Raw genomic sequence first — 24,178 nt, forward strand, 5'->3', positions numbered from 1 at the left:
ATCAGCGCCCTAACCGCAGGCCACCACTGCCCAGAGCATGGCAACATAGGTCAGCTGATGCATCAGTTGATCCACGCCGAAGGCATGCCAGTATCCCGCCTGGTCCGGCCCCTTGCCCGAGCTTTCCGCATGGCGGCCCTTGATCCAGTCGATGTGGAAATGCGCCACCCCTTCCACGAGGCAGATCACCAGCGCAAACAATGGCCCCACCCCGACCAGCAACAGAGCCACAAGCGACAGCCCCGCATGGACGCCCGCATGCTGGACCCGGCCCAGATGCGCATAGCGCGCTCGGTCCGACAACATGCGCGGGGTCTGCAGAAAGTAATCCGCAAACAGGTGCTTTACCTGTAGAAGGGTCAGCAGAATCAACACCATTTGCATTTCATGCGTCACAGATTTCCCTCCGAAGTGGTAACAGCTTAACGTGCTGCCCCGCCACCGCAAATGATTTGATCTGATGCAGGCGGTCTTGCTACCCTTTGAGCGGGATCTGCCCTGCAAGAAACCGGCCCGCCTGCAAACCAAAGTGGAAATTTCCCATCGAACGCTCCCTGTTTTCCTTCATATGGAAGTATTCAAAACGCGATCAGCTTATCCTGCTGCTGGTCACGCTGACCCTGTTTCCACTGCTCTACCTGACCCTTGAACTGCCCAAGCGCATCATCAACGATGCCATCGGCGCTTCTTCCGAACGGGTGGAGGTGCTGGGATATGACATCGGTCAGGTCTCCTTCCTGATGATCCTGTGCGGATTGTTCCTTGTCTCCGTGCTGCTGCACGGGATCATGAAGATGCGCATCAACACGATGAAAGGCGTGCTGTCGGAACGTCTGCTCAGACGGCTGCGCTATACGCTGATTGCACGCATCCTGCGTTTTCCGGCCCCCTATTTCGAACGCACCAGCCAGGGTGAGCTGGTTTCCATGGTCACGTCAGAGGCCGAACCGATGGGCGGCCTGATGGGCGATGCGGTGGCGCAGCCGGTGTTGCAGGCCGGGCAGATGCTGACCATCCTGGCCTTCCTGTTCCTGCAAAGCGTGGCCTTCGGGCTGGCCGCCTGCGCGCTGATCCCGCTTCAGGCCTGGCTGATCCCGCGCCTGCAGCGGCGCATCAACCTGCTGAACAAAAGCCGTGTGATCCAGGTGCGGGCGCTGGCCGCCGAAATCGGCGAAAGCGCCGCAGGGGCCGCGACGCTGCGCACCAATGGCGGCTGGCGCTACCGGCTGGCGCTGATCTCGGACCGGCTCGGCCAGCTCTATGTGATCCGCTTCGAGATCTTCCAGAAGAAGTTCTTCATGAAGTTCCTCAACAACTTCATCGGCCAACTGACGCCTTTTTTCTTTTACAGCATCGGCGGATACCTCGCGATCACCGGCGACATCACCGTGGGTGCCCTGGTTGCCGCCCTTGCGGCCTACAAGGATCTGGCAAGCCCCTGGAAGGAACTGCTGGCCTATTACAACCAGTCACAGGACATGGCCGTGCGCTGGGAGACGATCACCGAAAGGTTCGCCCCCGCCGACATGATCGACGACCGGTTGTTCGATGGCTTCCCCGAGGATCTGCCGTCACTTTCCGGCGATCTGGAACTCAACGCCGTCTCCGTCGAGGATGCGGAAGGCAATGCCGTGCTAGACAGCATCACCGCCACTTTCCCCAAGGGCAGCACCGTGGCCATCAGCGCCGCCAGCGAAGAGGACCGCCGGGCACTGGCGGCCCTGCTGACCCGCGAGGTGATGCCGGTCAGCGGCAGCGTCACGATTGCCGGTCATGCTTTCGACCAGCTGCATCAGGCCACGATTGCGGCCCGGATCGGCTATGCCTCCTCCAACCCGGTGCTGTTTCAGGGGAATCTGGGCGAAAACATCAACATGGCCCTGCGCCGCGCGCCCCTTGCGCAGATCGAGGACAACCGTGCCTTTGAAAGCCTGCGCACGGGCAACAGCACCGACCCGATTGCGGCAGAATGGCTGGACATGTCGGTCGGCGGGGCCAGAGATTTTGCCGAACTCAGTGCCTGGTGGATGCGCCTGGTGCGCGGCATGGGGATCGAAGACACGCTGTTCCGTCGCGCGATGGAACAAAGGCTCGACAGCGCGGCGCACCCTGACCTTGCCGCCGCCCTTGTCGATTTGCGCGCGCCTCTGGCAAAGTCCATCGCGGAAGCGGACCTGCCGGGCCATATCAGCTTTTTCGACCCGCAGGAGTATACCACCACGCTCGCGGTGGCGGAGAACCTGCTGTTTGCCACCCCCTGCGTTCCGGTCACGGCGGCGCTGCTGGCGCAGCAAACCGACTTCATGGACCTGTTGCAGCAACTGGATCTGGAACAGGACCTTTTGCACCTTGCCGCGGATCTTGTCGAATTGTTGCGCCAGATTTTCGGCCATGACGGCACCGATCACCCGCTGTTCCGCAAGCTGGGGCTGGACCCGGAAACATATGGCGCCGCGCTGGACCTGCTGCCGCGCCACAGACGCGCCGAACCGCTGACCATCGCGCAGAAGGCACAGCTTCTGGCCGTGCCTTTCGTGATCCCGGCGGAAAAGATCGGCACCGCCTTCCCGCAGGACATCATCAACCGCGTGCTGCAGATGCGCGACCGGCATGGTGCCGCCCTGCGCGACAGCATGGCCGGGGTGTTTCAGCCGCTGGACGTGACAGCCCCCATCGAAGGGATGACCGTGCTGGAGAACGTCCTGTTCGGCAAGATCCGCGACGGCGCCGAAAGCGATGTCGTACAGGCCCTGGTGACAACCCAGCTGCGCGAGGCCGGGCTGGAAAGCGCGGTGCTGCATCTGCTCTTTGACCTGCCGCTCAGCATCGGCGGCGCGAACCTGCCCGCACAGCTCAGCGAACCGCTGGCCCTCAGCCGCGCCGCGATCAAACGGCCCGATGTGCTTGTGCTGGACAATGTGCTGGCCAGCTATGGCGCGGAACAGCGGCAGGGTCTGCAAGACCGCCTGCGCGACCTGCTGCCCGATACGACAATCATCTGCCTCTCCGCGGCCTTTGAGGACAGCGAGGCGTTCGACCGGCGCTTTGTCGTGCAACAGGGCCGGCTGTCGTCGCTGGCAGGCCAGGTCGAGGACACCGCCGATCAGACGGTCAGCGCCGATCTGGCACGCAAGCTGCGCGCCCTTGAACGCACCGATCTTTTTGCCGGGCTTGAGCGCAAGCAGTTGCGCCTGCTGGCCTTCGGCGCGCGCTGGTACGATGCCAAGGCGGGGGATTACGTGTTCCGCAAGGACGATGATCCGGGCGACGGTGCCTATCTCATCCTGTCCGGCGAGGCCGATCTGCTGCTGCCGCAGGAAGGGGCCGAAGACCGGCTGATCACCACCTCCGGCCCGGGGGCATTGGTGGGCGAGCTGGGCCTGATCCGCAACGTCCCCCGCGCCCTGGACATGCGCGCCGCCTCCGACCTCTCCTGCCTGCGCATCGGCGCGGAGGAATTCCTCGCCGTGGTCGAGAACGACGCAGGCACCGCCTACAAGATCCTGCAGGTCGTCGCGGGCTACGTCTGACACCGGGGCTTACGCCGCCCTGTCAGCGACCCCGGCCAAGGCCGCTGACGGGGACAATATGGCAAACTGGAGATACGAAGGCCCGGGACCAATCAATACGCACACAAGCCTTCGCAGGGTCTTCCCCGCTACTTCACTGCAAGCTCGGCATGAAGATAGGCTTCGGGATAGCTCATCGGTCTGATCGGCCCGCGTGGCACCACTTGGTTCCAGCTGCGCCCGAAATATCCCTGACGGCAATGCACCAGCGATCCCGCCTCCGCCACGCCGGGCAGCGCATAGACGCGGCAGAGCCATCGCCACAGATGCGGATAGTCGAGCACCCGTGCGCCATTGAGTTTCATGCGCACATAATAGACCGGGTCGTGGCGATAAAGCGTCGGGAACAGGCGCAAATCGGCTTCGGTGAACCTGTCGCCCGTCAGAAAGGGGCGTCCATCCGACAGATGCTCCTCCAGCTTTTCGAAGGTCGCGAAATAGGCGTCAAAGGCAGCCTCATAGACCTTCTGATCCGATGAAAACCCGGCCTTGTAGGCCTCGTTGTTGATCGTGGTATAGATCAGGTCGTTCAGCTTACGGATGTCCTGGCGCAGCGCCTCGACCTCCGGGAAAAGCCGCAACCGATCCTCCGTCGCGATATTGCTGCCAAGCGGCTCCGCCTGCGCATCCAGCATGCGGATGATCTCGGCGCTTTCGTTGTTCACGATGCGGCCCGCGATCTTGTCATAGAGGATCGGGACAGATTGCTCGTCGGAGCCTTCGGCACGGTAGATCTGCCTGGCCAGACGCAACGCCTTGCCGGTGCCGGTCTCAGCCGTGCATTCGGGCAGCACTGCCCCCGTCAGGCTCGCAATCCGGTCCGGTGCGAATTCCCACAGGTTCGGCCCTTCCGGATCGTCGTCTCCGGTGCGATTGGGAAAGGCCACGTCCATCGTGATGCTGTCCTGCAGCCCCAGCACGGAACGGGCCAGGGTGACGCGGTGACACCAGGGGCAATTGAGCGCGACGAAGAGGTGATAGCGCCCCGGTTCCGCCGGAAATTCGGGATCGCCGATGGCATGGCGAAAACCGCTGACGCCGCGCACGAATTCTCCCCGCGCGCGGCGCTGCCTGATGGCGGTCTGGTCTTCTTCGGTTGATCTGTCACTCATGGTGCCAGTTTCACCCTCTGAGCCGGTGATGCAAGATGATCGGCACTGCCAGCTCTTCTTCGTCGGTCAGATGCCGCTTCAGGAACGCCTCGATCGTCGCGGCCGTGGCATGCACCTGTCCGGCTTCCTCATGGGCCTGCGCCTCATCCAGCGCAGAGAGCTTGATCAGCCGGTTGGCCGTGCGGGTGAAATCGTCCAGCACCCTGTCCAGATCGGCGTGATCCTGTTCCAGCACCTCAAGCCCCGCCTCAAATCGCGGGTCCGCCGCCGAGAGTTCGGGAAAGTAGCTGCGGTCTTCCCAGCCGTGGTGGCCATGCAGGTTCCCGACCAGATTGCCGCCGTAGTAGGACAGACGCCCGGCGTAATCCTCCAGCCCCATAGCGCGGTCCAGCAGGGTTTCCGTATCCAGCCGGACACGCTCCGCCACCCGGCGGAACATCTGATGCGCGCCAAGCCAGTGTCTGGTCTTTTCCTTGAAACCGGGATGAGCCTCCCAGCTGTCACGCGGATATTGATCGAAGAGAAACCGCATTTCCTGAGGCATCTCGGTCTGACGAATGGTGTAGGTATCGAGCATCGGTATTCTCCTTTCGGATCAAAGGTGGGACGGCCCGCCCTGCCCCACCAGTGCTGAAAAACGCACAGCGGATATGCGCGACGCCCAGGGCGCAAGGAAGGGCGCAGAAAAATCAAAGATTTACCGAAAGCACTTCGCAATTCAGTTGCGACCCTGGTCTGCGAAAGAGCAAGACGACAGCGACTGCAAGCGAGCGCAGAATGCGTATCCGGCGTTGCCCGAAGGCACTCTTCGACGACGCGTTAACCTGGCTTCTTTTCGGTCAACAGTTCGCAAAGATGTCGCGGCCCCGGCCCGACCCATCGTTTTGACGGGTGGGCGGCATTGCCATGCGTAAACAATATGTCCTGCCGCCAGGCACGAGATGCGAAGCAATGCCCGTCCCGACGCTCCCGCTGTAGCAGCGTTTTGCAGCAGGCGCCGGATTCGCCGGTTTCGTTGTTGGGAAACTGCAGGTTGACCCGTGGCCTACAGGTCAGGTGGCGGAGACGATGGGATTCGAACCCACGAGACCCTTCCGGGCCTACTCCCTTAGCAGGGGAGCGCCTTCGACCACTCGGCCACGTCTCCACCGACGCGTATAGCCAAGCGTCCATGGGGATTACAAGGCGAAATTGCCACGGCTGCGAAATCCTGATGGTGGTGGGAAAATCCCCCGCAAAACGCAGTCCCGCAAGCGCAGGACAGCCCCGGCCCTGCCCCGCAGAGCCGGGCGAGGCCGTGACCGGTGGTCAGGACGCCAGCAGGGCGCAAGCCGGTTCGAGGCCGGCCGCGCGTTCAAAAGCTCAGGTATTGAACAGGAAGTGCAGCACGTCGCCGTCCTTGACCACATAGGCCTTGCCTTCGGCGCGCATCTTGCCAGCTTCTTTCGCCGGGCCCTCACCGCCCAGTGCCACGAAATCGTCAAAGGCGATGGTCTCCGCGCGGATGAAGCCCTTTTCGAAATCGCCGTGGATCACCCCGGCGGCCTTGGGGGCCGAGGTGCCGGATTTGATGGTCCAGGCGCGCGCCTCTTTCGGGCCGACAGTGAAATAAGTCTCAAGGTGCAGCAATTCGTATCCGGCACGGATCAGCCGGTCGAGCCCCGCTTCGGCCAGACCCATTTCCTCAAGGAACATTTCGGCTTCCTCGCGGTCAAGCTGGCTGATCTCTTCCTCGATCTGGGCAGAGATGATCACATGGGCATTGCCCTGGGCCGCGGCCATTTCGGCCACTTTCGCAGAGAGCGCATTGCCCTGGGCCGCCTCTGCCTCACCCACGTTGCAGACATAAAGCACAGGCTTGGTGGTCAGCAGCTGCAACATGCGCCAGGCCTTGCGGTCTTCCTCGTCCACCTCGACGACGCGGGCGGGCTTGCCCGCTTCCAGAACCTCCAGCGCGGCGCGCATCAGCCGTTCCTGCTGCACCGCCTCCTTGTCGCCGCCGCGCACCTTGCGCACGATGTTCTGCAACCGCTTCTCGATGCTCTCGATATCGGCCAGCATCAGCTCGGTCTCGATGGTCTCGGCATCTGCCACCGGGTCCACGCGCCCCTCGACATGGGTCACGTCACCATCCTCGAAACAGCGCAGCACATGGGCGATGGCATCGGTCTCGCGGATGTTGGCGAGAAACTGGTTGCCCAGACCTTCACCCTTGGACGCGCCTTTCACCAGGCCCGCGATGTCGACAAATGTCATGCGCGTGGGGATGATCGACTTGGAATTGGCAATCGCCGCCAGCTGGTCCAGCCGCGCGTCGGGCACTGCAACCTCGCCCACATTGGGCTCGATCGTGCAGAAGGGAAAGTTCGCCGCCTGCGCCGCCGCCGTGCGGGTCAGCGCGTTAAACAGCGTCGATTTGCCCACATTCGGCAGACCCACGATACCCATTTTGAAACCCATGATGCGGCCCCTTGCTCTTGCGTTTGAGCCCTCCTAGGGGGTCAGCGACGCGCGCGCAAGTCCTGCGCACGGGCCGCGCGTTCGCGCGAGGAGAAGATCAGGAACCAGGCCAGCAGGATGAACATCGGATGGGTCAGCCCGCCGCTGAACAGCAGCGCGGGAATCCAGATCAGAAAGATCACGATCCCCAGGATCGGATGCCCCGTCAGAAAGATCGAAAGCGGCGGCAAAAGGATGGCAAGCAGGTAATTCATGACATCCATATAGGGGCGTTTTCCGACAGTTGAAGTGGTGCCGCCCCTCAGGGCACCGGGGTGATCCCTGGCCAGATATGGCACCTGAGGCGGGACAGAGCCCCTGTCATGCCGATGAAATCCCCCTGTCTGCCAAGCTGCCGATTGCGTTTTGCCGCAAGTTTGGGCATGCAGCGGTACCAGCATTCCGAAAGGCCCGCCCATGACCCGCATCGACGCCAAATTCGCCGCGCTCAAATCTCAAGGCCGCAAGGCCTTTGTCTCCTACATCATGGCGGGCGATCCGGATTACGACAAATCCCTTGAGGTGATGCGCGGGTTGCCTGCCGCGGGGGTGGATGTGATCGAACTGGGCCTGCCCTTCACCGACCCGATGGCCGACGGGCCGACGATCCAGCTTGCCGGTCAGCGCGCGCTGGATGGCGGCATGACCCTGCGCCGGACCCTGCAGATGGCAGCGGCCTTCCGCGAAGCGGATGACACCACGCCAATCGTGCTGATGGGGTATTACAACCCGATTTATTCCATGGGCGTCGCAGCCTTCCTGGAGGCCGCCAGGACCGCAGGCATCGACGGGCTGATCGTCGTCGACCTGCCTCCCGAAGAGGACGAAGAGCTGTGCCTGCCCGCCCAGGCCGCAGGTCTGAACTTCATCCGCCTGGCCACGCCGACAACAGATGACAAGCGCCTGCCCCGCGTTGCCCGGAACACCTCGGGCTTTGTCTATTATGTCTCGATCACCGGCATCACCGGCTCGGCAGAGGCTGAGGCAACCGACGTCGGCCCCGAGGTCACCCGCATCCAGAAGGCCAGCGGCCTGCCGGTCATCGTGGGCTTCGGCGTCAACACGCCGGAGAAATCCCGCGCCATCGCCGGGGTTGCGGATGGGGTCGTGGTCGGCTCAGCCATCGTATCACGCATCGCCCGGGGCGACAGCACGGCAGATGTCCTGGCCTTTGTGAAAACCCTCTCCGACGGTGCCCACAGCGCCTGATGGCCCGATTTGGCGGACACCCCGTTCCTTTCTTTTTGGCAGATAAATATCCCTGCACGACAGAAGCCACGGGCGCGGCATATGACGGTAAATCACCGGTTCTGACGTCAGTCCCGCGCGGCGACCATGACCTCGCGCAGGCGTACCAGCACCGGCTGCAGCGCATCCTGCGATAGATATCCAGCCCCTGTCTGAAGCCTGTGCTGGCGGGATCCGCCTGTGCCTCGCGGCTCGGCACGCCCAGGGCCATCAGGCTCTCCAGAACGGTGCCGCCTCCGATCAGGGTTATGGCCTTGCGGCGCGACAGATTCATGCGGTCCCTCCATTTGGTCGATAGTGCACCAATCGCCCCAAAGCTTTCGATTGATCTCAAATCGCCGGATTGGTAAAGAAAGCAGACCAATATTGGAGTTTGCGCATGGCCGTCATCACCAACATCCAGGATCTCAAACGGATCTACGAACGCCGGGTGCCCCGGATGTTCTACGACTACTGCGAATCGGGCAGCTGGACCGAGCAGACCTTCCGCGAGAACACCTCAGATTTCGACAAGCTGCGCCTGCGCCAGCGCGTCGCGGTGGACATGTCCGGGCGCAGCACCGCCAGCCAGATGATCGGACAGGAGGTGTCGATGCCCGTGGCCCTGGCCCCGGTCGGGCTGACCGGCATGCAGCACGCGGATGGCGAGATCAAGGCGGCGACGGCGGCGCGTGATTTCGGGGTGCCTTTCACCCTGTCCACCATGTCGATCAACTCGATCGAGGATGTGGCCGAGGCAACCGGCGCGCCCTTCTGGTTCCAGCTTTATACCATGCGCGACACGGATTACGTCAGCCGCCTGATCCAGCGGGCGAAAGACGCAAATTGCTCCGCCCTGGTGATCACCCTTGACCTGCAGATCCTCGGCCAGCGCCACAAGGACCTCAAGAACGGCCTGTCCGCCCCGCCCAAACTGACGCCAAGAACAATTGCCAACCTGGCCACCAAATGGGCCTGGGGCATCGAGATGCTGCGTGCCAAGCGGCGCGAATTCGGCAATATCGTGGGCCATGTGAAGGGCATATCGGATGCTTCCAGCCTTGGCACCTGGACCGCCGAACAATTCGACCAGACGCTGGACTGGAACAAGATCGCGCGGCTCAAGGAGCAATGGGGCGGCAAGGTGATCCTCAAGGGCATCCTGGATGCAGAAGACGCGAAAATGGCGCTCAAGGTCGGGGCGGATGCCATTGTGGTGTCGAACCACGGCGGCCGCCAGCTTGACGGGGCGCTCAGTTCCATCGCCATGCTGCCCGCGATCCTGGACGCGGTGGGCGATCAGGTCGAAGTCCACCTCGATTCCGGCATCCGGTCGGGTCAGGACGTGCTCAAGGCGCTGGCGATGGGGGCCAAGGGCACCTTCATCGGGCGGGCGTTCATCTATGGGCTGGGCGCGATGGGCCAGAAAGGTGTGACAACAGCGCTTGAGGTCATCCACCGCGAGCTGGACATCACCATGGCGCTCTGCGGTGAGACGAAAGTAACCGACCTTGGCCGCCACAACCTGCTGATCCCCCGGGATTTCGGCGGCCTCTGGCAAGAGTGAGGGCCACCTGCTAAGTCTGGCCCATGCTGATCTTCCTGCGCCACCGCCTTGCCTTTCTGGCCACGCCCAAGACCGGAACCACCGCTGTGGAAATGGCCCTGCGGCCCCGCGCCGAGATCATCTTCGGCAAGAACCGCAAACATGTCACCGCCCTGCGCTTTTCCCGCAAGATCGCGCCGTTTCTGGAAGACACCTTTGGCGTGCGCCCCGACGCCGTGGCCATCATGCGCAACCCCACCGACCAGATTGCAAGCTGGTTCCGCTATCGCGGGGCTGACCGGCTGACGGGCACGGATCTCAGCACGCGGGGCATCAGCTTTGACACCTACGTGCGCGAAGTGATCAGCGACGCCCCCCCGCCGCGCGCCCAGATCGGCAGCCAGTTCAATTTCCTGACCGATGGTGACGGCAGGGTGATGGCAAAACATGTCTTTGCCTATGAAAACCAGTCCGGTTTCCGGCAGTTCATGGCCGACAGGCTGAAAACCGACGTGACGCTGAAGCCAAAGAACGTCTCCCCCGGCGCGGATACCGGGCTAAGCGCGGAAACACTGGCCCTGCTGCGCGCCGCCCGCGCGCCCGAATTCGCGCTTTACGACCGCATCCTGGCCGAACAGGGGCATCTGATCACGCCGCAGGGCTAGCAATTGTTTGCGTCATGCTGCGCCGCGCCAGCGCGGGCAGCACGGCCAGGGCCGTCAGGCACAGGATCCCCGCCACCACCACAAAGGCCGCGCGCAGGCCGAAGCCTTCGGCCACCAGCCCCATCAGCGGCGGACCAAAGAAAAACGCGCCATACCCCAGGACCGAGGCGCGGCTGATCGCGGCCAGCCGCATGTCGGGTGGCACCAGGCGGCCCAGCAGCCCCAGTGCCAGCGGGGCCACCACGGAAATGCCCAGGCCCCCGATGGCAAAACCCAACAGCGCGACCGGCACGCTTGGCGCCAGCCCGGCCAGCCCGATCCCGGCGGCCGAAAGCAGCGTTGCCAGCAGCATCAGCCGGGTGTCGCGGATGAACCGCGACAGGCCGTGGCCAAAGAGCCTGCCGATCCCCATGGTCAGCCCCAGCGCGGCGGGGCCCAGCGCCCCCTCGCCCGCGGTGCCGCCCAATGTCCGCTCCAGATGCAGGGCCGACCAGCCCTCCGACGCGGCCTCGGCCAGAAAAGCCGTCAGCACCACCAGACCCACCAGCAGGACAACGCCATAGGGGATCTGACCGGGCAAATCGGGCAGCGCGGTCTCTTCCGCCTCGGCCACCCGGTCGCGGGCGGCATAGGCCAGGATCAGCAGCACGGCGAACAGCAGCAGAAACACCGCCCCCGTGGCGATGCGCGCCTCGCGCAGCGCGCCGGTGGCCAGCGCCGCCCCGGCATAGGCAAAGCTGTAGAGCGCATGGTTGAGGTTCATCAGGCTGCGCCCCTGCCGCGCCTCGATCTCCGAGACACGGGCATTGATCAGCACGTCCACGATCCCCGACCCGATGGAGGCCAGCGCAATGCCGACCACCAACAGCATCAGTGTCGTCGATATGCCCGACAGCAGCATGCCCAGCGCAAGGATCACGATGCCCAGCGGCACAGCGACCCGGCTGAACGCCCGCTGGAACAGCGGTGCCAGCCACATGGCAACGACCGCACCCGACGACGCCAGCAGAATCGCCATACCATAGGCGCCGTCACTGGCCCCGACATGCGCCTTGATCACGGGCATCTGCGCAAAATAGGTGGCCCATGCCACGCCAATGGCGACAAACCCGGCCAGCGGCCTGCGCGACAGATAAAGATCCTGTTTCAAACCCATGCCCGCCCCTGCCATGCACCCGCCGCCTTGCCAAGGCCCCGGATGCGAATTTGCCCTTTTCATACGCGCTTTTCGCGTCTATACGCGCGGCTTCATGCGGGTGTCCCCCTTCAGGGGTCCCGTTTCTTGGGGACGACAGCCTTGGAGGCGTCCCGTAACATATTGGAGATTAAAATGGCCGGAGAGATTCCAGATCTTGAAGCCCAGGTACGGACGGGGACAGGCAAGGGCGCCGCTCGTCAGGCACGCCGTGATGGCATGGTACCGGGGATTGTTTTTGGTGGCGACGCAGACCCGCTGCCGATCAACATCCCGTTCAACAAACTGCTGACCATGCTGCGCAAGGGCCGCTTCAAGGCGACCCTGTTCAACATGAAGGTGGAAGGCCACGACGACGTGCGCGTCATCTGCCGCGACGTGCAGCGCCACGTGGTCAAGGACCTGCCGACACATGTCGACTTCATGCGTCTCAAGCGCACCACCAAGATCAACCTGTTCATCAACGTTCAGGTTGCGGGTGAAGACGTGTCTCCCGGTCTCAAGAAGGGCGGCGTGCTGACATTGGTGCGCCCCGAGGTGGAACTGGTCGTGACAGCTGCCGACATTCCCGAAAGCATCACCGTGGATGTGTCGGGCCTGGAAATCGGCGACAGCGCGACAATCGCAAACGTCAAGCTGCCCGAAGGCGCCAAGCCCGTGATCGACCGCGACTTCGTGATCGCTCAGGTCTCCGCGCCCTCCGGTCTTGCATCGCAGGATGACGACGAGGCAGAGGATGTGGCAGCAGACGAAGTGCCGACATCCGAAATGGGTGACGCCGAAGCCAGCGAAGATTGATCCATTCCTCAGCGGAACGGACAACGGGGTCGCCCATGGGCGGCCCCGTTTGCGTTTGAGGGGATGCGGAAACTCCCCAATACGGATGAAAAAAATGTGACCTGAGGCGCAGGCCGGGCCGGGGTGCTTCTGGCAAAAGGCATCGCATCAACGAGACGACAGGTTGCCCCATTTCGTGCAGATCGCCGACCCGACAGTTGAATCTCGGCCTACCGGCCCGCCGCGATTCAGGACATGATCCGCGCCAACTGGGCACAGGCGCGGGCCGCACGACCGGTATCGCCCTCTTCGATGAACCCCTGCAACCGCGTCAAGGCGGCCCCCAGGCAGAGTGAATCGAACACATTGTCGTCACCCGGCTCCCGGCGGCGCGCCTCAAAGAACAGCACCTCGATGTCCTCCGCCCCATAGCTGTATTTGTAGGCCTCGTTGCCATGGCTGAAATCATAGCAGCCGAACCCCTGTTCAATCGCCCAGGCGATGGAATGATAATGCAGCGCCGCCCCGACAAAAGGCTCCTCTGCCGATTGATCCCGGCCCACCAGGATGAAATGCACCATGCCCCGGCGCGGGTCCACCACATGACCCAGCCCGCCCAGCGGCCTGTCCCCCTGCCACAGCAGCGGCAGGAACAGGTTGCCAGTGCGCGCGGCGGCTGTCAGCATCCTGCGATATTGCGCCACGATCCCGGCGGTCTGGCGGCCCTTCTTTTCGCCCCATGTGTCGGCCCAGAAGCCCATCAGACAATCCAGATCCGCCTCCAGCGTCTCTTCGGTGGCATGGGTGATCCGGTAGGTCTCCGTCTCCAGGTGTTTACGGCGGAAGCGGTTGTATTGCTGGCGCTTGTTCCGGCTGACCCTTGTGCCAAGATAGGTGTCAAAATCAGCCGGCAGCGCCACCTGCGGGCATTTCAGATTATCCGTCTCGCCCCGGTTGATCATATAGGGCAGATAGCGCACAGCGATCCCCGCCGCCTCCAGCGCATCGGTAAAGATGCGGCAGCGCTCCTGCTGGGCGACATAGCGCATCGACAGCGAGATCCAGGGCATCGCGGCCAGATGGCGTGCCGCGGCCTCCAGCCCCGCCTGCGCACATTCGGGTGCGCAGAGAAATCCGGTATATTCGCTCCACAGCAGACGGCCCCCCGCCTGCAACTGGGTCTGGAACTCCTGCCGGCTGCCGCTCCAATGCACCCGGTATTTCAGCGGCACAAGACAGACCACAGCGCCGCCGCCGTCGCGGACCACCAGAACGCTCCAGCGATACAGCTGATCGGCAAAGGCCTCGCGCAGCCAGTCCCAGGACAGAAATACCGTGCCTTCCGGGTCGCGCTGCTCCAGCGCCTGCCAGGCCTCTTTCAGGGCCGCGAACCCCGGCTGGGTGTCGACAACTTCGACCCGCAGGTCAGCCCCCTGCGCCGTGCCTGCCGTGACGATATCATGCTTCATCAGATCAACTGCCCTGTTGCTTCCGCGGTCCCGCCTGTCGGAGCTTTCCGCGCAGGCGCATCCTGCCGTGCAAATCTGGCGGCAATGGGCGCAGAATAAGAAAAATCCTGGCCACGAAACGCCACCCGGCTTCCGGCGCCCGAGGTCCGGCCAGACAGCCGACAAAGGGGTGTCTGTCCATTTTAACGAAGTCTATGTTACTATAATCCTTGATGATTCGCGCGTTTCGATAGGGAGCACACCATGGGTTCAATCGCCTTGCTGGCCTTGCTGTCCGGTTTGCTGCTCACCGCCACGTTGAGTTCGGACGACGACGACACGCCCATCGACACCCCCGAAGAACCGGAAACCCCGGTCGATCCCGATGATCCGGACACGCCCGTCGACCCTGAAGAACCGGAAACGCCACCCGACACCGGCGCAACCTTCGACGCCACCGAACAGGGCGTCCAGATCGAACTGGGCGAGGATGAGACCGGCTCGCTGGCCGTCATCTACTACACCGACACCGAAGATACCGGGAACCCCGACGATTATCTGCAGGTCGACGAGGCGCGGTTCTACCTCGTGCCGGAGGGGGTCGACTGGTCATCGGCAAGCTGGGAAACCCAATTCAACATCCCCGGGGGGGACAGTTACGGCGGACCGCCGAGCGGGTACGAACTTGCGGATTTCGAAGAAGAAAACGGCCTCGAACTGCTGGGTGTGGTCGATCTGCTCGGGGTCCCTCATGTCAGCGAAGACCCCTCCGACCGCATCGGAGAGATCACGGCCAATGCGCCTGTTGCCGGATACTACCTTGAGGCCAATACCGACGGCGACGAACTGGTCACTTTCCTGCCGCAGGATTACGTGGTCACCCGCGAAGGCGTGCCGGAACTGCCGGTGTTTGAAGATACAACCGGGACGGAAGAAACCGACTGGCTCTCTGCCGATGCCGATGGCATCACCGTCGATGGCGCGGATGGCGACGACATTCTTGAAACAGACAATGACGATGTGACCCTGATCGGCGGGCTGGGCGATGACACCATCGAAGCACGGGGCGACGATGCCATTATTCATGGCGGGGAAGGCAACGATATGGTTCAGGCCAATTCTGCCACGGTCGAGGGCGGCGCGGGTGACGATTCTCTCACAATTGTCGGCGGCACGGCCAACGGCGGCGACGGCAACGACCAGCTGAATGGCTACGGCGAAGGACCAAACCTGCTGCGGGGCGAAGCCGGCGATGACCGCCTTTACGTCAGCGGCATCGGGTCAGAGGCCTTTGGCGGCGCGGGCGACGATTTTCTGAACGTGAACAATGGCACAACCGGCCATGGCGATGCCGGCAACGACACATTGCAGGTGGCGTCGGGCGGCACGGCCTTTGGCGGTGACGGCGACGACCACTTTACCCTGTGGAACCAGTTCCGCGACAGCGACGGCGCGGCAGTCATCACCGGTGGCGCCGGGGCCGATACCATCGACGCCCGCGTCTGGAATGCCGGTGGCGGAGAGGCCGATGATTTCTACCTGCGCATGACCGATTTCGACCCGGCAGAAGATGTGCTTCAGGTCGGCACCTTCCAGACCGGCAACGCGGTGGATGCGGTCGAACTGATCGAAGCGCCCGATGGCAGCCATACCGACGTGCGGATCACCTTCACGCCACGCAGCGGCGGGTCGGTGCCCGGCATCGCCGTGATCCGGCTTGAAGGGACCACCGGCATGACGGCGGATCAGGTCATCATCACCAGCTGATCCAGGCCGGGGTCTTCACCCTTTTGCCAGCGATTGTCCCCACACATCTGCCGCCCCGTCGGCGCAGCCCCGGGCGCAGGCCTGCCGGTTGCCGTTGCGCGTTCCACTTCCAACCTGCCTTTGATAAGCTGCACCGGAACCACGCAGGAGACACGCATGAAACTTATCGTCGGCCTCGGCAACCCCGGTGCCAAATACGCCCGGAACCGTCACAACATCGGCTTCATGGCGCTGGACCGGATCGCCGCCGACCACGGGTTTCCCGCCTGGAAGGGCAAGCATCAGGGCGCCATCAGCGAAGGCCGGTTCGGCAGCCTGCGCGCCGTGCTGCTCAAGCCCGAGACTTTCATGAACAACTCCGGCCAGTCGGTGCAGGCAGCGGCCAAGTTCTACAAGATCGAACCGCAGGATATCATTGTTCTGCACGATGAAATCGACCTCGCCCCCGGCAAGGTCAAATGCAAGTCCGGCGGCGGTCACGCGGGCCACAACGGGCTGCGCTCGCTGCACCAGCATATCGGGCCGGCGTACCACCGCGTCCGGCTGGGGGTGGGCCATCCGGGCCACAAGGACGCCGTGCCGGGCTATGTCCTGCGCGATTTTCCCAAGGCGGATGAGGAGTGGCTCGACGATGTCCTGCGCGGCATCAGCGATGGCGCTGCGGAGCTGGCGGCATGGGACACGGCAAAGTTCCTGAACACGGTAGCGATGCGGGTCAGCCCCGCGCGCTCCGGCACCGGCAGCAAGGGGCCGCAGGGCACCAAACCTGCGCCTGAGCCTGCACCTGAATCCGCCCCGGCAGACGAACCGCAGACAGCGCAGAAATCGCCGCTGCAAAAACTGATGGAACGCTTTCGATGAACTTGCAGGAAGCCTTTGAATATCAAGCCGACACCTGCAGCCGCATGGGCTCGCCCTTCATGGGGAAACTGCTGACCCTCCTGGCGGCAGACTGGCCTGCGGACAGCGCATTGGGCCGCAAGTTCGCGGCGTTTGAGGGCGACATCGGACCGGCAGGCCATTCGCTGCCCCTGCGCATCGCGGGCGGGTTGCACGCGCTGGTGCTGAACCGCGCCGCCCCCGATCTGGCAGCACTCTATCCGCCCCATGCCACCAGTGATGCGGCACTGCGCGACGCCGTGCTGGCGGCCCTGTCCAGACATGAGACCTTCCTGCTCGACTGGACCAAAAGCGCACCGCAAACCAACGAGGTCCGCCGTTCCGCCGCCCTGATTGCAGGCGCGCATGTGGCGCTGCAGCATTTCGACCTGCCCATCCACCTCAGCGAGCTGGGGGCCAGCGGCGGTCTGAACCTGATGTGGGATCACTTCGCCCTTGAAATCGACGGCACACGCTTTGGCGCGCAGACCCCGGTGCTGACCCTCACGCCGGAATGGACGGGGCCGCTGCCCCCCGCGGCCCGGCCCCTTGTCGCATCCCGCGCCGGCGTTGATCTGAACCCGCTGGATCCCGGCCGCAGCGAAGATCTTTTGCGCCTGACGGCCTATCTCTGGGCCGACCAGCCCGAACGTCTGGTGCTGACGCGTGCGGCGGCTTCCGTGGCAACGACCCCGGTGGCCAGGGGCGACGCGATCGACTGGCTGGCCCGACGCCTGCCAAGCGCCCCGCAGGGCCGGCTGCACCTGATCCAGCATACCGTCGCCTGGCAGTATTTCCCGAAACCCGTCCGCGACCGGGGCCGCGCGATGATCGAGGCCGCAGGTGCCAAGGCCACGGCCAACCGCCCGCTGGCCTGGCTGTCGATGGAAAGCGACGGCGACACCACCGGCAAGATCGGCGCGGCCCTGTCCCTGCGGCTCTGGCCCGGTGACATCACCCTGGACCTGGGGCGCGCCGATTTCCATGGCCGCTGGATCAAATGGACCCATGGTTGAAATTGCGCCTGACGCTGGTGCCGCACGCGGCCCTGTGATTGGATAGCCGCAAACAGAGGGAACCACCCCATGCGCAGATTTCTGAAATGGACCTTCCGCGGCCTTTTGCTGCTGGGCGTTGTGATCCTCGCGGTCGGCCTCTGGAAACGCGAGGAGATTACCCGGCTGATGGCCGTCAACTCCCTGTTTTCCGAGGAAAAGATCGTCAACAACTTCAGCCATATGGATCAGGCCTTCCTGACTGTGGAAGTGCCGCGGGGGAATGGCCCGACCAGCCCGCTGCCCTATGGCCCTGACAAGGCGCTTCCCGAAGGCGCCGATGCCTGGACAGAGGAACGCAGCCTGACCTCGCTGCTGGTGCTCAAGGACGGCCAGATCGTGCATGAAAGCTATTACAAGGGAACCGGCGCAGAAGACCGCCGGATCAGCTGGTCGGTGGCCAAAAGCTATCTTTCCGCGCTGGTCGGGGTCTTGCTGGCGGAGGGCGCGATTGACTCCATCGACGATCCGGTCACCAAATACGCCCCACGGCTGGCCGGCGGGGCCTATGACGGGGCCACGCTGCGGCAGGTGCTGAACATGGCCAGCGGCGTGACCTTTGACGAGGATTATCTGGATTTCAATTCGGACATCAACCGCATGGGCCGGGTGCTGGCCCTGGGCGGCAGGATGGATGACTTCGCCGCCGGTCTGACCGAAACATTCGCCCCGCCCGGAGAGACCTGGCAATATGTCTCCATCGACACCCATGTGGTGGGGATGGTGGTGCGCGGCGCGACCAACCGCACGGTGGCCGACCTGCTCAGCGAAAAGATCATCCAGCCGCTGGGGCTGGAATACGCCCCCTATTACGTGAGTGACGGTGTCGGCACCGCCTTTGTGCTGGGCGGGCTGAACATCACCACAAGGGATTATGCCCGCTTTGGCCAGATGTTCGCCCAGCGCGGCACATGGCAGGGCCGACAGGTGGTGCCCGCCGACTGGGTCGACGCCTCGACCAGGGCCAGCGCGCCGGGCGGGGCGGGCTATGGCTATCAATGGTGGATACCCGGCGGATCAGCCCCCGGCGAATACATGGCCCGCGGCGTCTACGGGCAATATATCTACATCGACACCGCGCGGCAGGTTGTCATCGTCACCACCGCCGCAGACCGCCAGTTCCGCGAACCGGGGGCAAACCAGCAGAATGTGGACATGTTCCGCGCCATCGCCCAGGAGACGTGAAGCCAGATGGAACCAGAAGACAGCATCAACGTGACGGGCGGCCCCCTGGCCATTTGCGGCACCGACCCGGTGACCGGCTTTTTCCGCGACGGCCGGTGCAACACCTGTGCCGCCGATCAGGGCAGCCACACGGTCTGTGCCGTGATGACCGCCGAATTTCTCGCCTATTCCAAATACGTCGGAAATGACCTGAGCACGCCCCGCCCCGAATACGGCTTTGCCGGGCTCAAACCCGGTGACCCCTGGTGCCTCTGCGCGGGCCGCTTCATGCAGGCCGCCGACGAAGGCTGCGCGCCGCAGGTCCACCTTGCCGCAACCCACCGCCGCGCGCTGGATATCGTGCCGCTGGAGGTGTTGCGCGCCCATGCCACCGAGACTGACTGAGGAGACCGCCGATGTTCGGCAATGACAAGCCCATCTGGCAATTCAACGGCCCCTGGGGCATCCCGGTACAGATCGGCGGCACCATCATCATCCTGCCGCTGATCTTCGTTTCCTTCAGCGCCGGCGCGATCCTTTATGACCTGATCTTTGTCGGGATGCTGATCGGCTCGATCCTGCTGCACGAACTGGGCCACGCCTGGGGCTGCCGGGTGCAGGGCGTGCCGGTGCGGCGCATCATGATCCACGGCGGCGGCGGGTTCTGCGAACAATCCCGCTCTGCCAGTTTCCGCGAACAGGAGCTGATCGTGGCGATGGGGCCCATCGTCAACCTGGTGATCTGGGCGGTGGCCGCGCTCATCGCGCCCTATTTCGCCTATGGGGTGGCCGCCTGGGCGATCTACTGGCTGGCGGTGATGAACCTGTTCCTGGCCCTGTTCAACCTGCTGCCGGTGCATCCGCTCGACGGCGGCAAGCTGTTCCAGCTTGTCCTGCTCCGCTTCCTGCCCGCCGCCACCGCCACAAGGATATCGGGTGCCGTCGGGCTGGTGATTGCCCTGCTCTGGCTGCCGGGGATGATCTGGCTCTATTTCAACGTCGGGCTGGTGCTGTTCTTCTTCCCGCCGATCCGGCGCCACCTCGACATGTTCAGGGTCAGACAATCATGAGGCGTCTCGCCGCTCTTCTGGCGCTGCTGGTCTGCAGCGGCGCGGCCTTGGCACAAGGCGATCTGCGGCCCGGCGATGCCGCGCGGCTCGACCGCTTCGATGCCTCGGCCGGAAGCGCCCTGTTGCGGGCGCTCTCCGGCAGCGCGCCGGAGGATGTGGCGGCCCTGACCAAGGCATTGTCGGGAACGGCGCAAGTGGCCTTCGATGAAACCCTGGCAGGCGACTGGTCCTGCCGGACCATGAAACTGGGCGGGCTGTCGCCACTGCTGGTCTATACCGATTTCAAATGCCGCTTCACCCTCCGCCCGGACGGCAGCTTCGGTTTCGAGAAACTGACAGGCTCGCAACGCACCCGCGGCACGATCACCTTCCGCGAGGGGCGGGCGATCTATGCAGGCGTCGGCTATACCGCTGACGAAGACCCCGCCGATTACGCCGACCTGCCCGCCGATTTCACCTCAGACGGGCGCGTGCAGACCAATGTCGCGGTCTTCGAACGCGTCAGCCCCAGCCGCGCAAGGCTGATGTTCCCCGCCCCCGCGGTGGAAAGTGACTTCGACATCCTCGAACTGACCAGATAGTCTCTTTTTGGCCCAAAATATCCCGAGTGCGCGAGAGCAGAGCTCTCGCATTCGCGTCTACGCGAATTCCCCCATCTCGAAGCCAAGCGCCTTGGCCACGGTAAAGATGTCCTTGTCGCCCCGCCCGCACATGTTCATGCAGATGATGTGATCCTTCGGCAGCTCCGGCGCGATCTTCATCACATGGGCCAGCGCATGGCTCGGTTCCAGCGCCGGGATGATCCCCTCCAGCTCACAGCACTTCTGGAAGGCCGCCAGCGCCTCGCGGTCGGTGATCGCGACATATGTGGCCCGTCCGATTTCATGCAGCCAGGCATGTTCCGGCCCGATGCCGGGATAATCCAGCCCGGCAGAGATCGAGAATCCTTCCAGGATCTGACCGTCCTCATCCTGCAGCAGATAGGTCCGGTTGCCATGCAGCACGCCGGGACGGCCGCCGGTCAGCGAGGCGCAATGTTCCATCTTCTCGTTCACGCCCTTGCCGCCGGCCTCGACCCCGATGATGTTCACCCCCTTGTCGTCAAGGAAGGGATAGAACAGCCCCATCGCATTGGACCCGCCGCCGATCGCGGCAACCAGCGTATCCGGCAGACGGCCCTCGGCCTCTTCCATCTGGCCGCGCACCTCCTTGCCGATGATGGCCTGGAAATCGCGCACCATCGCCGGATAGGGGTGCGGCCCGGCCACGGTGCCGATGCAATAGAAGGTATCGCGCACATTGGTCACCCAGTCGCGCAGCGCGTCGTTCATCGCATCCTTCAGCGTGCCGCGACCCGAGGTCACCGGCACCACTTCGGCGCCCAGCAGCTTCATGCGGAACACGTTGGGGGCCTGCCGCTCCACGTCATGGGCGCCCATGTAGACCACACATTGCAGCCCGAACTTGGCGCAGACGGTGGCGGTGGCCACCCCGTGCTGGCCCGCGCCGGTTTCCGCGATGATGCGCTTCTTGCCCATGCGGCGGGCCAGGATGATCTGGCCCAGCACATTGTTGATCTTGTGCGCGCCGGTATGGTTCAGCTCGTCGCGCTTCATATAGACCTTGGCGCCGCCCAGCTCCTCGGTCAGCCGCTCGGCGAAATAGAGCGGGCTCGGGCGGCCTACATAATGTTTCCAAAGGAAATCCATCTCGGCCCAGAAGCTCTCATCGGTCTTGGCGTTCTCATATTGCTCTTCCAGCTCCAGGATCAGCGGCATCAGGGTTTCAGAAACGAAACGCCCCCCGAAATCGCCGAAACGGCCCTTTTCGTCGGGGCCGTTCATGAAGCTGTTGAATAGGTCGTTTGCCATGGGATGCTCCTGCGTCTGCGCGCAGCAGATGTAGCGCAGCGGCGCGGCGGGCGGAACCCCAAGACTTTTGCAAAAGTCTTGGCCATTTCCCTGCAGGGAAATGCCTCACTCGATCAGATGCAGAGGCTCACGATTGCAGAAGACGACATAGTCTTTCCCGTTGCGCACCGCACGAAAGCCGCGCCTGCGTATTTCTTCCTCGAAACGTGTACAGCCGACGATCCGCACCACATCCCGCGCCGACCGGCGCACGACCCCGCCCCGCTGCGCCGCCCTGGAGGCGAACAGCTGGCCCAGCCAGCGATCAGGCGTCATATGCGGCGGCATGAAGGACATGCCCAGAACCTGCCAAGACATGCTTGCCAAAGGGTTAACCGGCCCCGGACCCTGAAACCGCTATTCCAGGATCTTCAGCAGCCGCTTCTTCAGCTTGTCCTCGACCTTGTCCTTCACCGCATCCTCGATGGATTGGCCCCCCTGCGGGCTCAGGTCCAGTTCCTTCGCCAGCTTCTGCTTCACCTGATCCTCGATCTTCGCCTTCTCCTCGGCAAAGTTCAGATCGACCGCCGCTTTCAGGTCGGGCCGGATCGACGGGTCCGCCCAAGGGCCACTGATGCGCACCGGCACCGCCAGACCCCTGTCGCCGTTCACCCGCAGCGCCTTGGGGGTCACGGTATAATCCAGCGTCTGCGCACCAAGGTTCACCTGCCCCGCCCCGGTCGCGTTGAAATTCGGCAAGAGCAGCAACAGGTCGTCATTGCGCAGCACGCCCCCGTCCATGGTAAATTTCGCCCCCAGCGAATCGAACACCGTGGTGCCGCCCTTCACGTCGAAAGACCCCAGCAGCGCATCCAGGTCGATCCCCTCGATGGTGCCGCGCCCGACCTTGACCGCGCCCTTGCCCGACAGCGACCGCATGATCGCATCCACGTTCTGCCCGACACCCAGGAAAGACACCTCGGCATCGCCCTGCCCGCTGAACCGGGTCAGCCCGGCCAGATCGCTCAGCAGCGGGTTCATCTGTACGCCCAGCGCCTGCACCGCGCCGCCCACCGACAGGCCGGAGCGGTTGTTGGCCACGAATTGCCCGGTCAGACGCCCGCCATAGGCCGCCACTTCGCGCATCTCGAAGACCATGCGCGAGCGGTCATTGGTCAGCAGGGTCCGCGAGGCCCCGAGCTTCAGCGCGCCCAGGTTGATGCTCTCTGCACTCAGCGCAATCGCCCCGTTGAAGGCGGCAAGGCCGGAGGCATCAATCGGTGCTTTCGACCAGCCCGCGCCGCTGTCACCAGAACCACCGGACCCGGCGCCCTCCGTACCGCCGGTCAGCCCCGAGAGGTCCAGCGCCCCGGCCGTCAGTTGCGCATTCACCTGCGGTGTGCCGTTCAGCCCCACATCCGCCGCACCGCGCAGGGTGTTGCCCCCCAGATCCGCGACCAGTTCACGCAGGGACAACTGCCGTTCCGGCGTCAGCGTCAGCGCTGTCGTGACATTCAGGCGCTGGCCCAACCCCTGCGGCAGCGCCATACCCGGCTGACCCAGGGCGGCCAGGAAGGCTTGGGTATCGCCTGTCTCAAGCGTGACCTTGCCCGCCACCGCCCCGTTCAACGCCGCGCGCCCGTCAAGGCTGGCCTTGCCCGCCTGTGCGGTCAGTGTCGCCTTCACCGGCTGCACCTCTCCGGCCAGGAATTGCGAGAACGCGCCGATCCGTGCCGTCACCGTCACTGGCGCCGCCGCCGGGCGCAGCACCGCGCGCAGGTCTGCCGGGCCGCTGGCCTCGGGCCAGTCCAGCGAAAGATCCACCCCGGAGTAAGACACCAGGTCCGCCCCTTCGGCATCATAGATCAGCGTCGCATCGGTGATGTTCAGCTTTTCGATGGTCACCGGCCGCGCCGCGCGCTCCGGCGAGGTTGCGGTTTCGATCTGCGCATCCCCGCTGGCATCGGTAAACTGCCAGCTGGCCCGCCCGTCCTTGCGGCTTTCCAGCCGGATGGTGGGGCTTTCCGCCTCGATGTTGGTGATCCTGATCTCGCCCCGCAGCAGCGCCATGGCATCCACGCCGATGGCCGCGTTCGTGGTGCTCAGCATCGCACCTTCCTTGGCCCAGTCGGCATTGCCGACCTCAAGTTCGCCAGCCCTGACCCCCAGCACCGGCCAGAAGGTCATCGACACCCCGCCGCTGATGGTCACATCGCGCCCCGTCACCTTGCGCAGCTGATCCGCCGCAATCCCCGCGATCCGGTCGGCTGGCAGCATCAGCAGCCCCACCACCACCAGAACCACGATCAGCACCAATGCGCCGATGATCCGAACAATCCATTTCATAACCGCACT

General features: G+C 63.9%; 22 protein-coding genes and 1 tRNA gene. 12 read left to right on the forward strand and 11 right to left on the reverse strand.

The genetic code is table 11. The features are described from left to right. Positions 1 to 9 precede the first annotated feature (9 nt). Positions 10 to 378, reverse strand: a complete 369-nt coding sequence (locus O4H53_RS05880) for a DUF3307 domain-containing protein (RefSeq protein ID WP_269362110.1) — start codon at positions 376 to 378, stop codon at positions 10 to 12. Between the two features lie 104 nt (positions 379 to 482). Here O4H53_RS05880 and O4H53_RS05885 point away from each other — a divergent pair, with 104 nt between their 5' ends. After that, complete coding sequence (locus O4H53_RS05885; RefSeq protein ID WP_269362111.1) at positions 483 to 3,530, forward strand: ABC transporter transmembrane domain-containing protein; 3,048 nt, start codon at positions 483 to 485, stop codon at positions 3,528 to 3,530. A 128-nt stretch (positions 3,531 to 3,658) separates the two neighbouring features. On the opposite strand, the gene O4H53_RS05890 is transcribed toward O4H53_RS05885, so the two are convergent. The 5 genes from O4H53_RS05890 to O4H53_RS05910 all read right to left on the reverse strand — a co-directional run bounded on the left by O4H53_RS05890 (position 3,659) and on the right by O4H53_RS05910 (position 7,395). Continuing rightward, positions 3,659 to 4,681 (reverse strand): glutathione S-transferase C-terminal domain-containing protein, encoded by a 1,023-nt coding sequence (locus O4H53_RS05890; RefSeq protein ID WP_269362113.1) that lies wholly within the window; start codon positions 4,679 to 4,681, stop codon positions 3,659 to 3,661. A gap of 10 nt (positions 4,682 to 4,691) precedes the next feature. Further along, positions 4,692 to 5,258, reverse strand: coding sequence for a hemerythrin domain-containing protein (locus tag O4H53_RS05895; protein WP_269362115.1), 567 nt, complete (start codon positions 5,256 to 5,258; stop codon positions 4,692 to 4,694). Positions 5,259 to 5,738: 480 nt separating this feature from the next. Beyond that, positions 5,739 to 5,828, reverse strand: a tRNA-Ser gene (locus O4H53_RS05900). A 215-nt stretch (positions 5,829 to 6,043) separates the two neighbouring features. Further along, on the reverse strand, positions 6,044 to 7,141 hold the full coding sequence (gene ychF / locus O4H53_RS05905; protein WP_114274680.1) for a redox-regulated ATPase YchF: 1,098 nt from the start codon (positions 7,139 to 7,141) through the stop codon (positions 6,044 to 6,046). A 41-nt stretch (positions 7,142 to 7,182) separates the two neighbouring features. Continuing rightward, on the reverse strand, positions 7,183 to 7,395 hold the full coding sequence (locus O4H53_RS05910; RefSeq protein WP_114275026.1) for a hypothetical protein: 213 nt from the start codon (positions 7,393 to 7,395) through the stop codon (positions 7,183 to 7,185). Between the two features lie 202 nt (positions 7,396 to 7,597). Between O4H53_RS05910 and trpA the strand changes: the two genes are divergently transcribed. The 3 genes from trpA (at position 7,598) to O4H53_RS05925 (ending at position 10,618) form a co-directional block, all read left to right on the forward strand. Further along, on the forward strand, positions 7,598 to 8,389 hold the full coding sequence (gene trpA / locus O4H53_RS05915; protein ID WP_269362116.1) for a tryptophan synthase subunit alpha: 792 nt from the start codon (positions 7,598 to 7,600) through the stop codon (positions 8,387 to 8,389). 418 nt (positions 8,390 to 8,807) lie between these two features. After that, entirely contained in the window at positions 8,808 to 9,974 is a 1,167-nt protein-coding gene (locus tag O4H53_RS05920) for an alpha-hydroxy acid oxidase (RefSeq protein ID WP_269362118.1), read from the forward strand. Between the two features lie 23 nt (positions 9,975 to 9,997). After that, entirely contained in the window at positions 9,998 to 10,618 is a 621-nt protein-coding gene (locus tag O4H53_RS05925; RefSeq protein WP_269362120.1) for a hypothetical protein, read from the forward strand. Here O4H53_RS05925 and O4H53_RS05930 read toward each other — a convergent pair. Further along, complete coding sequence (locus O4H53_RS05930) at positions 10,602 to 11,774, reverse strand: MFS transporter (protein WP_269362122.1); 1,173 nt, start codon at positions 11,772 to 11,774, stop codon at positions 10,602 to 10,604. The two genes, O4H53_RS05925 and O4H53_RS05930, sit on opposite strands and share 17 nt — an antisense overlap. A 174-nt stretch (positions 11,775 to 11,948) precedes the next feature. Between O4H53_RS05930 and O4H53_RS05935 the strand changes: the two genes are divergently transcribed. After that, positions 11,949 to 12,611 carry a 50S ribosomal protein L25/general stress protein Ctc gene (locus O4H53_RS05935; protein WP_269362125.1) on the forward strand — a complete coding sequence of 221 codons (663 nt, stop codon included), beginning with the start codon at positions 11,949 to 11,951 and terminating at the stop codon, positions 12,609 to 12,611. A gap of 227 nt (positions 12,612 to 12,838) precedes the next feature. Here O4H53_RS05935 and O4H53_RS05940 read toward each other — a convergent pair whose 3' ends face one another. Next, complete coding sequence (locus O4H53_RS05940; protein WP_269362126.1) at positions 12,839 to 14,059, reverse strand: GNAT family N-acetyltransferase; 1,221 nt, start codon at positions 14,057 to 14,059, stop codon at positions 12,839 to 12,841. Positions 14,060 to 14,302: 243 nt separating this feature from the next. Between O4H53_RS05940 and O4H53_RS05945 the strand changes: the two genes are divergently transcribed. The 7 genes from O4H53_RS05945 (at position 14,303) to O4H53_RS05975 (ending at position 20,554) form a co-directional block, all read left to right on the forward strand. Then, entirely contained in the window at positions 14,303 to 15,805 is a 1,503-nt protein-coding gene (locus O4H53_RS05945) for a calcium-binding protein (RefSeq protein ID WP_269362127.1), read from the forward strand. A 156-nt stretch (positions 15,806 to 15,961) separates the two neighbouring features. Beyond that, entirely contained in the window at positions 15,962 to 16,666 is a 705-nt protein-coding gene (gene pth, locus O4H53_RS05950) for an aminoacyl-tRNA hydrolase (RefSeq protein ID WP_269362129.1), read from the forward strand. Then, complete coding sequence (locus O4H53_RS05955) at positions 16,663 to 17,700, forward strand: DUF2332 domain-containing protein (protein ID WP_269362131.1); 1,038 nt, start codon at positions 16,663 to 16,665, stop codon at positions 17,698 to 17,700. Before pth ends, O4H53_RS05955 begins: the two co-directional genes overlap by 4 nt. A 69-nt stretch (positions 17,701 to 17,769) precedes the next feature. Beyond that, positions 17,770 to 18,924 carry a serine hydrolase domain-containing protein gene (locus O4H53_RS05960; RefSeq protein WP_269362133.1) on the forward strand — a complete coding sequence of 385 codons (1,155 nt, stop codon included), beginning with the start codon at positions 17,770 to 17,772 and terminating at the stop codon, positions 18,922 to 18,924. Between the two features lie 6 nt (positions 18,925 to 18,930). After that, complete coding sequence (locus O4H53_RS05965) at positions 18,931 to 19,308, forward strand: DUF2237 family protein (RefSeq protein ID WP_269362134.1); 378 nt, start codon at positions 18,931 to 18,933, stop codon at positions 19,306 to 19,308. A gap of 11 nt (positions 19,309 to 19,319) precedes the next feature. Then, the gene (locus O4H53_RS05970; RefSeq protein WP_269362136.1) at positions 19,320 to 19,973 is read left to right on the forward strand and encodes a site-2 protease family protein; all 654 of its coding nucleotides are present in this window, start codon (positions 19,320 to 19,322) and stop codon (positions 19,971 to 19,973) included. Beyond that, positions 19,970 to 20,554, forward strand: a complete 585-nt coding sequence (locus O4H53_RS05975) for a DUF4893 domain-containing protein (RefSeq protein ID WP_269362138.1) — start codon at positions 19,970 to 19,972, stop codon at positions 20,552 to 20,554. Before O4H53_RS05970 ends, O4H53_RS05975 begins: the two co-directional genes overlap by 4 nt. A 57-nt stretch (positions 20,555 to 20,611) precedes the next feature. Here O4H53_RS05975 and trpB read toward each other — a convergent pair whose 3' ends face one another. The 3 genes from trpB to O4H53_RS05990 all read right to left on the reverse strand — a co-directional run bounded on the left by trpB (position 20,612) and on the right by O4H53_RS05990 (position 24,169). After that, positions 20,612 to 21,844 (reverse strand): tryptophan synthase subunit beta, encoded by a 1,233-nt coding sequence (gene trpB / locus O4H53_RS05980; RefSeq protein WP_269362140.1) that lies wholly within the window; start codon positions 21,842 to 21,844, stop codon positions 20,612 to 20,614. A gap of 105 nt (positions 21,845 to 21,949) precedes the next feature. Further along, positions 21,950 to 22,201, reverse strand: coding sequence for an N-(5'-phosphoribosyl)anthranilate isomerase (locus O4H53_RS05985; protein ID WP_269362141.1), 252 nt, complete (start codon positions 22,199 to 22,201; stop codon positions 21,950 to 21,952). Between the two features lie 39 nt (positions 22,202 to 22,240). After that, positions 22,241 to 24,169 (reverse strand): AsmA family protein, encoded by a 1,929-nt coding sequence (locus O4H53_RS05990; protein WP_269362142.1) that lies wholly within the window; start codon positions 24,167 to 24,169, stop codon positions 22,241 to 22,243. Positions 24,170 to 24,178: the final 9 nt, after the last annotated feature.

The sequence above is a fragment of the Sulfitobacter sp. G21635-S1 genome (assembly GCF_027213915.1).
Lineage (GTDB): Bacteria > Pseudomonadota > Alphaproteobacteria > Rhodobacterales > Rhodobacteraceae > Sulfitobacter.

Coding starts and splice junctions, on each gene's coding strand:
- O4H53_RS05880 (WP_269362110.1), bottom strand. CDS start 378: ATGGTGTTGATTCTGCTGACCCTTCTACAGGTAAAGCACCTGTTTGCG.
- O4H53_RS05890 (WP_269362113.1), bottom strand. CDS start 4,681: ATGAGTGACAGATCAACCGAAGAAGACCAGACCGCCATCAGGCAGCGC.
- O4H53_RS05895 (WP_269362115.1), bottom strand. CDS start 5,258: ATGCTCGATACCTACACCATTCGTCAGACCGAGATGCCTCAGGAAATG.
- ychF (WP_114274680.1), bottom strand. CDS start 7,141: ATGGGTTTCAAAATGGGTATCGTGGGTCTGCCGAATGTGGGCAAATCG.
- O4H53_RS05910 (WP_114275026.1), bottom strand. CDS start 7,395: ATGAATTACCTGCTTGCCATCCTTTTGCCGCCGCTTTCGATCTTTCTG.
- trpA (WP_269362116.1), top strand. CDS start 7,598: ATGACCCGCATCGACGCCAAATTCGCCGCGCTCAAATCTCAAGGCCGC.
- O4H53_RS05920 (WP_269362118.1), top strand. CDS start 8,808: ATGGCCGTCATCACCAACATCCAGGATCTCAAACGGATCTACGAACGC.
- O4H53_RS05925 (WP_269362120.1), top strand. CDS start 9,998: ATGCTGATCTTCCTGCGCCACCGCCTTGCCTTTCTGGCCACGCCCAAG.
- O4H53_RS05930 (WP_269362122.1), bottom strand. CDS start 11,774: ATGGGTTTGAAACAGGATCTTTATCTGTCGCGCAGGCCGCTGGCCGGG.
- O4H53_RS05935 (WP_269362125.1), top strand. CDS start 11,949: ATGGCCGGAGAGATTCCAGATCTTGAAGCCCAGGTACGGACGGGGACA.
- O4H53_RS05940 (WP_269362126.1), bottom strand. CDS start 14,059: ATGAAGCATGATATCGTCACGGCAGGCACGGCGCAGGGGGCTGACCTG.
- O4H53_RS05945 (WP_269362127.1), top strand. CDS start 14,303: ATGGGTTCAATCGCCTTGCTGGCCTTGCTGTCCGGTTTGCTGCTCACC.
- pth (WP_269362129.1), top strand. CDS start 15,962: ATGAAACTTATCGTCGGCCTCGGCAACCCCGGTGCCAAATACGCCCGG.
- O4H53_RS05955 (WP_269362131.1), top strand. CDS start 16,663: ATGAACTTGCAGGAAGCCTTTGAATATCAAGCCGACACCTGCAGCCGC.
- O4H53_RS05960 (WP_269362133.1), top strand. CDS start 17,770: ATGCGCAGATTTCTGAAATGGACCTTCCGCGGCCTTTTGCTGCTGGGC.
- O4H53_RS05965 (WP_269362134.1), top strand. CDS start 18,931: ATGGAACCAGAAGACAGCATCAACGTGACGGGCGGCCCCCTGGCCATT.
- O4H53_RS05970 (WP_269362136.1), top strand. CDS start 19,320: ATGTTCGGCAATGACAAGCCCATCTGGCAATTCAACGGCCCCTGGGGC.
- O4H53_RS05975 (WP_269362138.1), top strand. CDS start 19,970: ATGAGGCGTCTCGCCGCTCTTCTGGCGCTGCTGGTCTGCAGCGGCGCG.
- trpB (WP_269362140.1), bottom strand. CDS start 21,844: ATGGCAAACGACCTATTCAACAGCTTCATGAACGGCCCCGACGAAAAG.
- O4H53_RS05985 (WP_269362141.1), bottom strand. CDS start 22,201: ATGTCTTGGCAGGTTCTGGGCATGTCCTTCATGCCGCCGCATATGACG.
- O4H53_RS05990 (WP_269362142.1), bottom strand. CDS start 24,169: ATGAAATGGATTGTTCGGATCATCGGCGCATTGGTGCTGATCGTGGTT.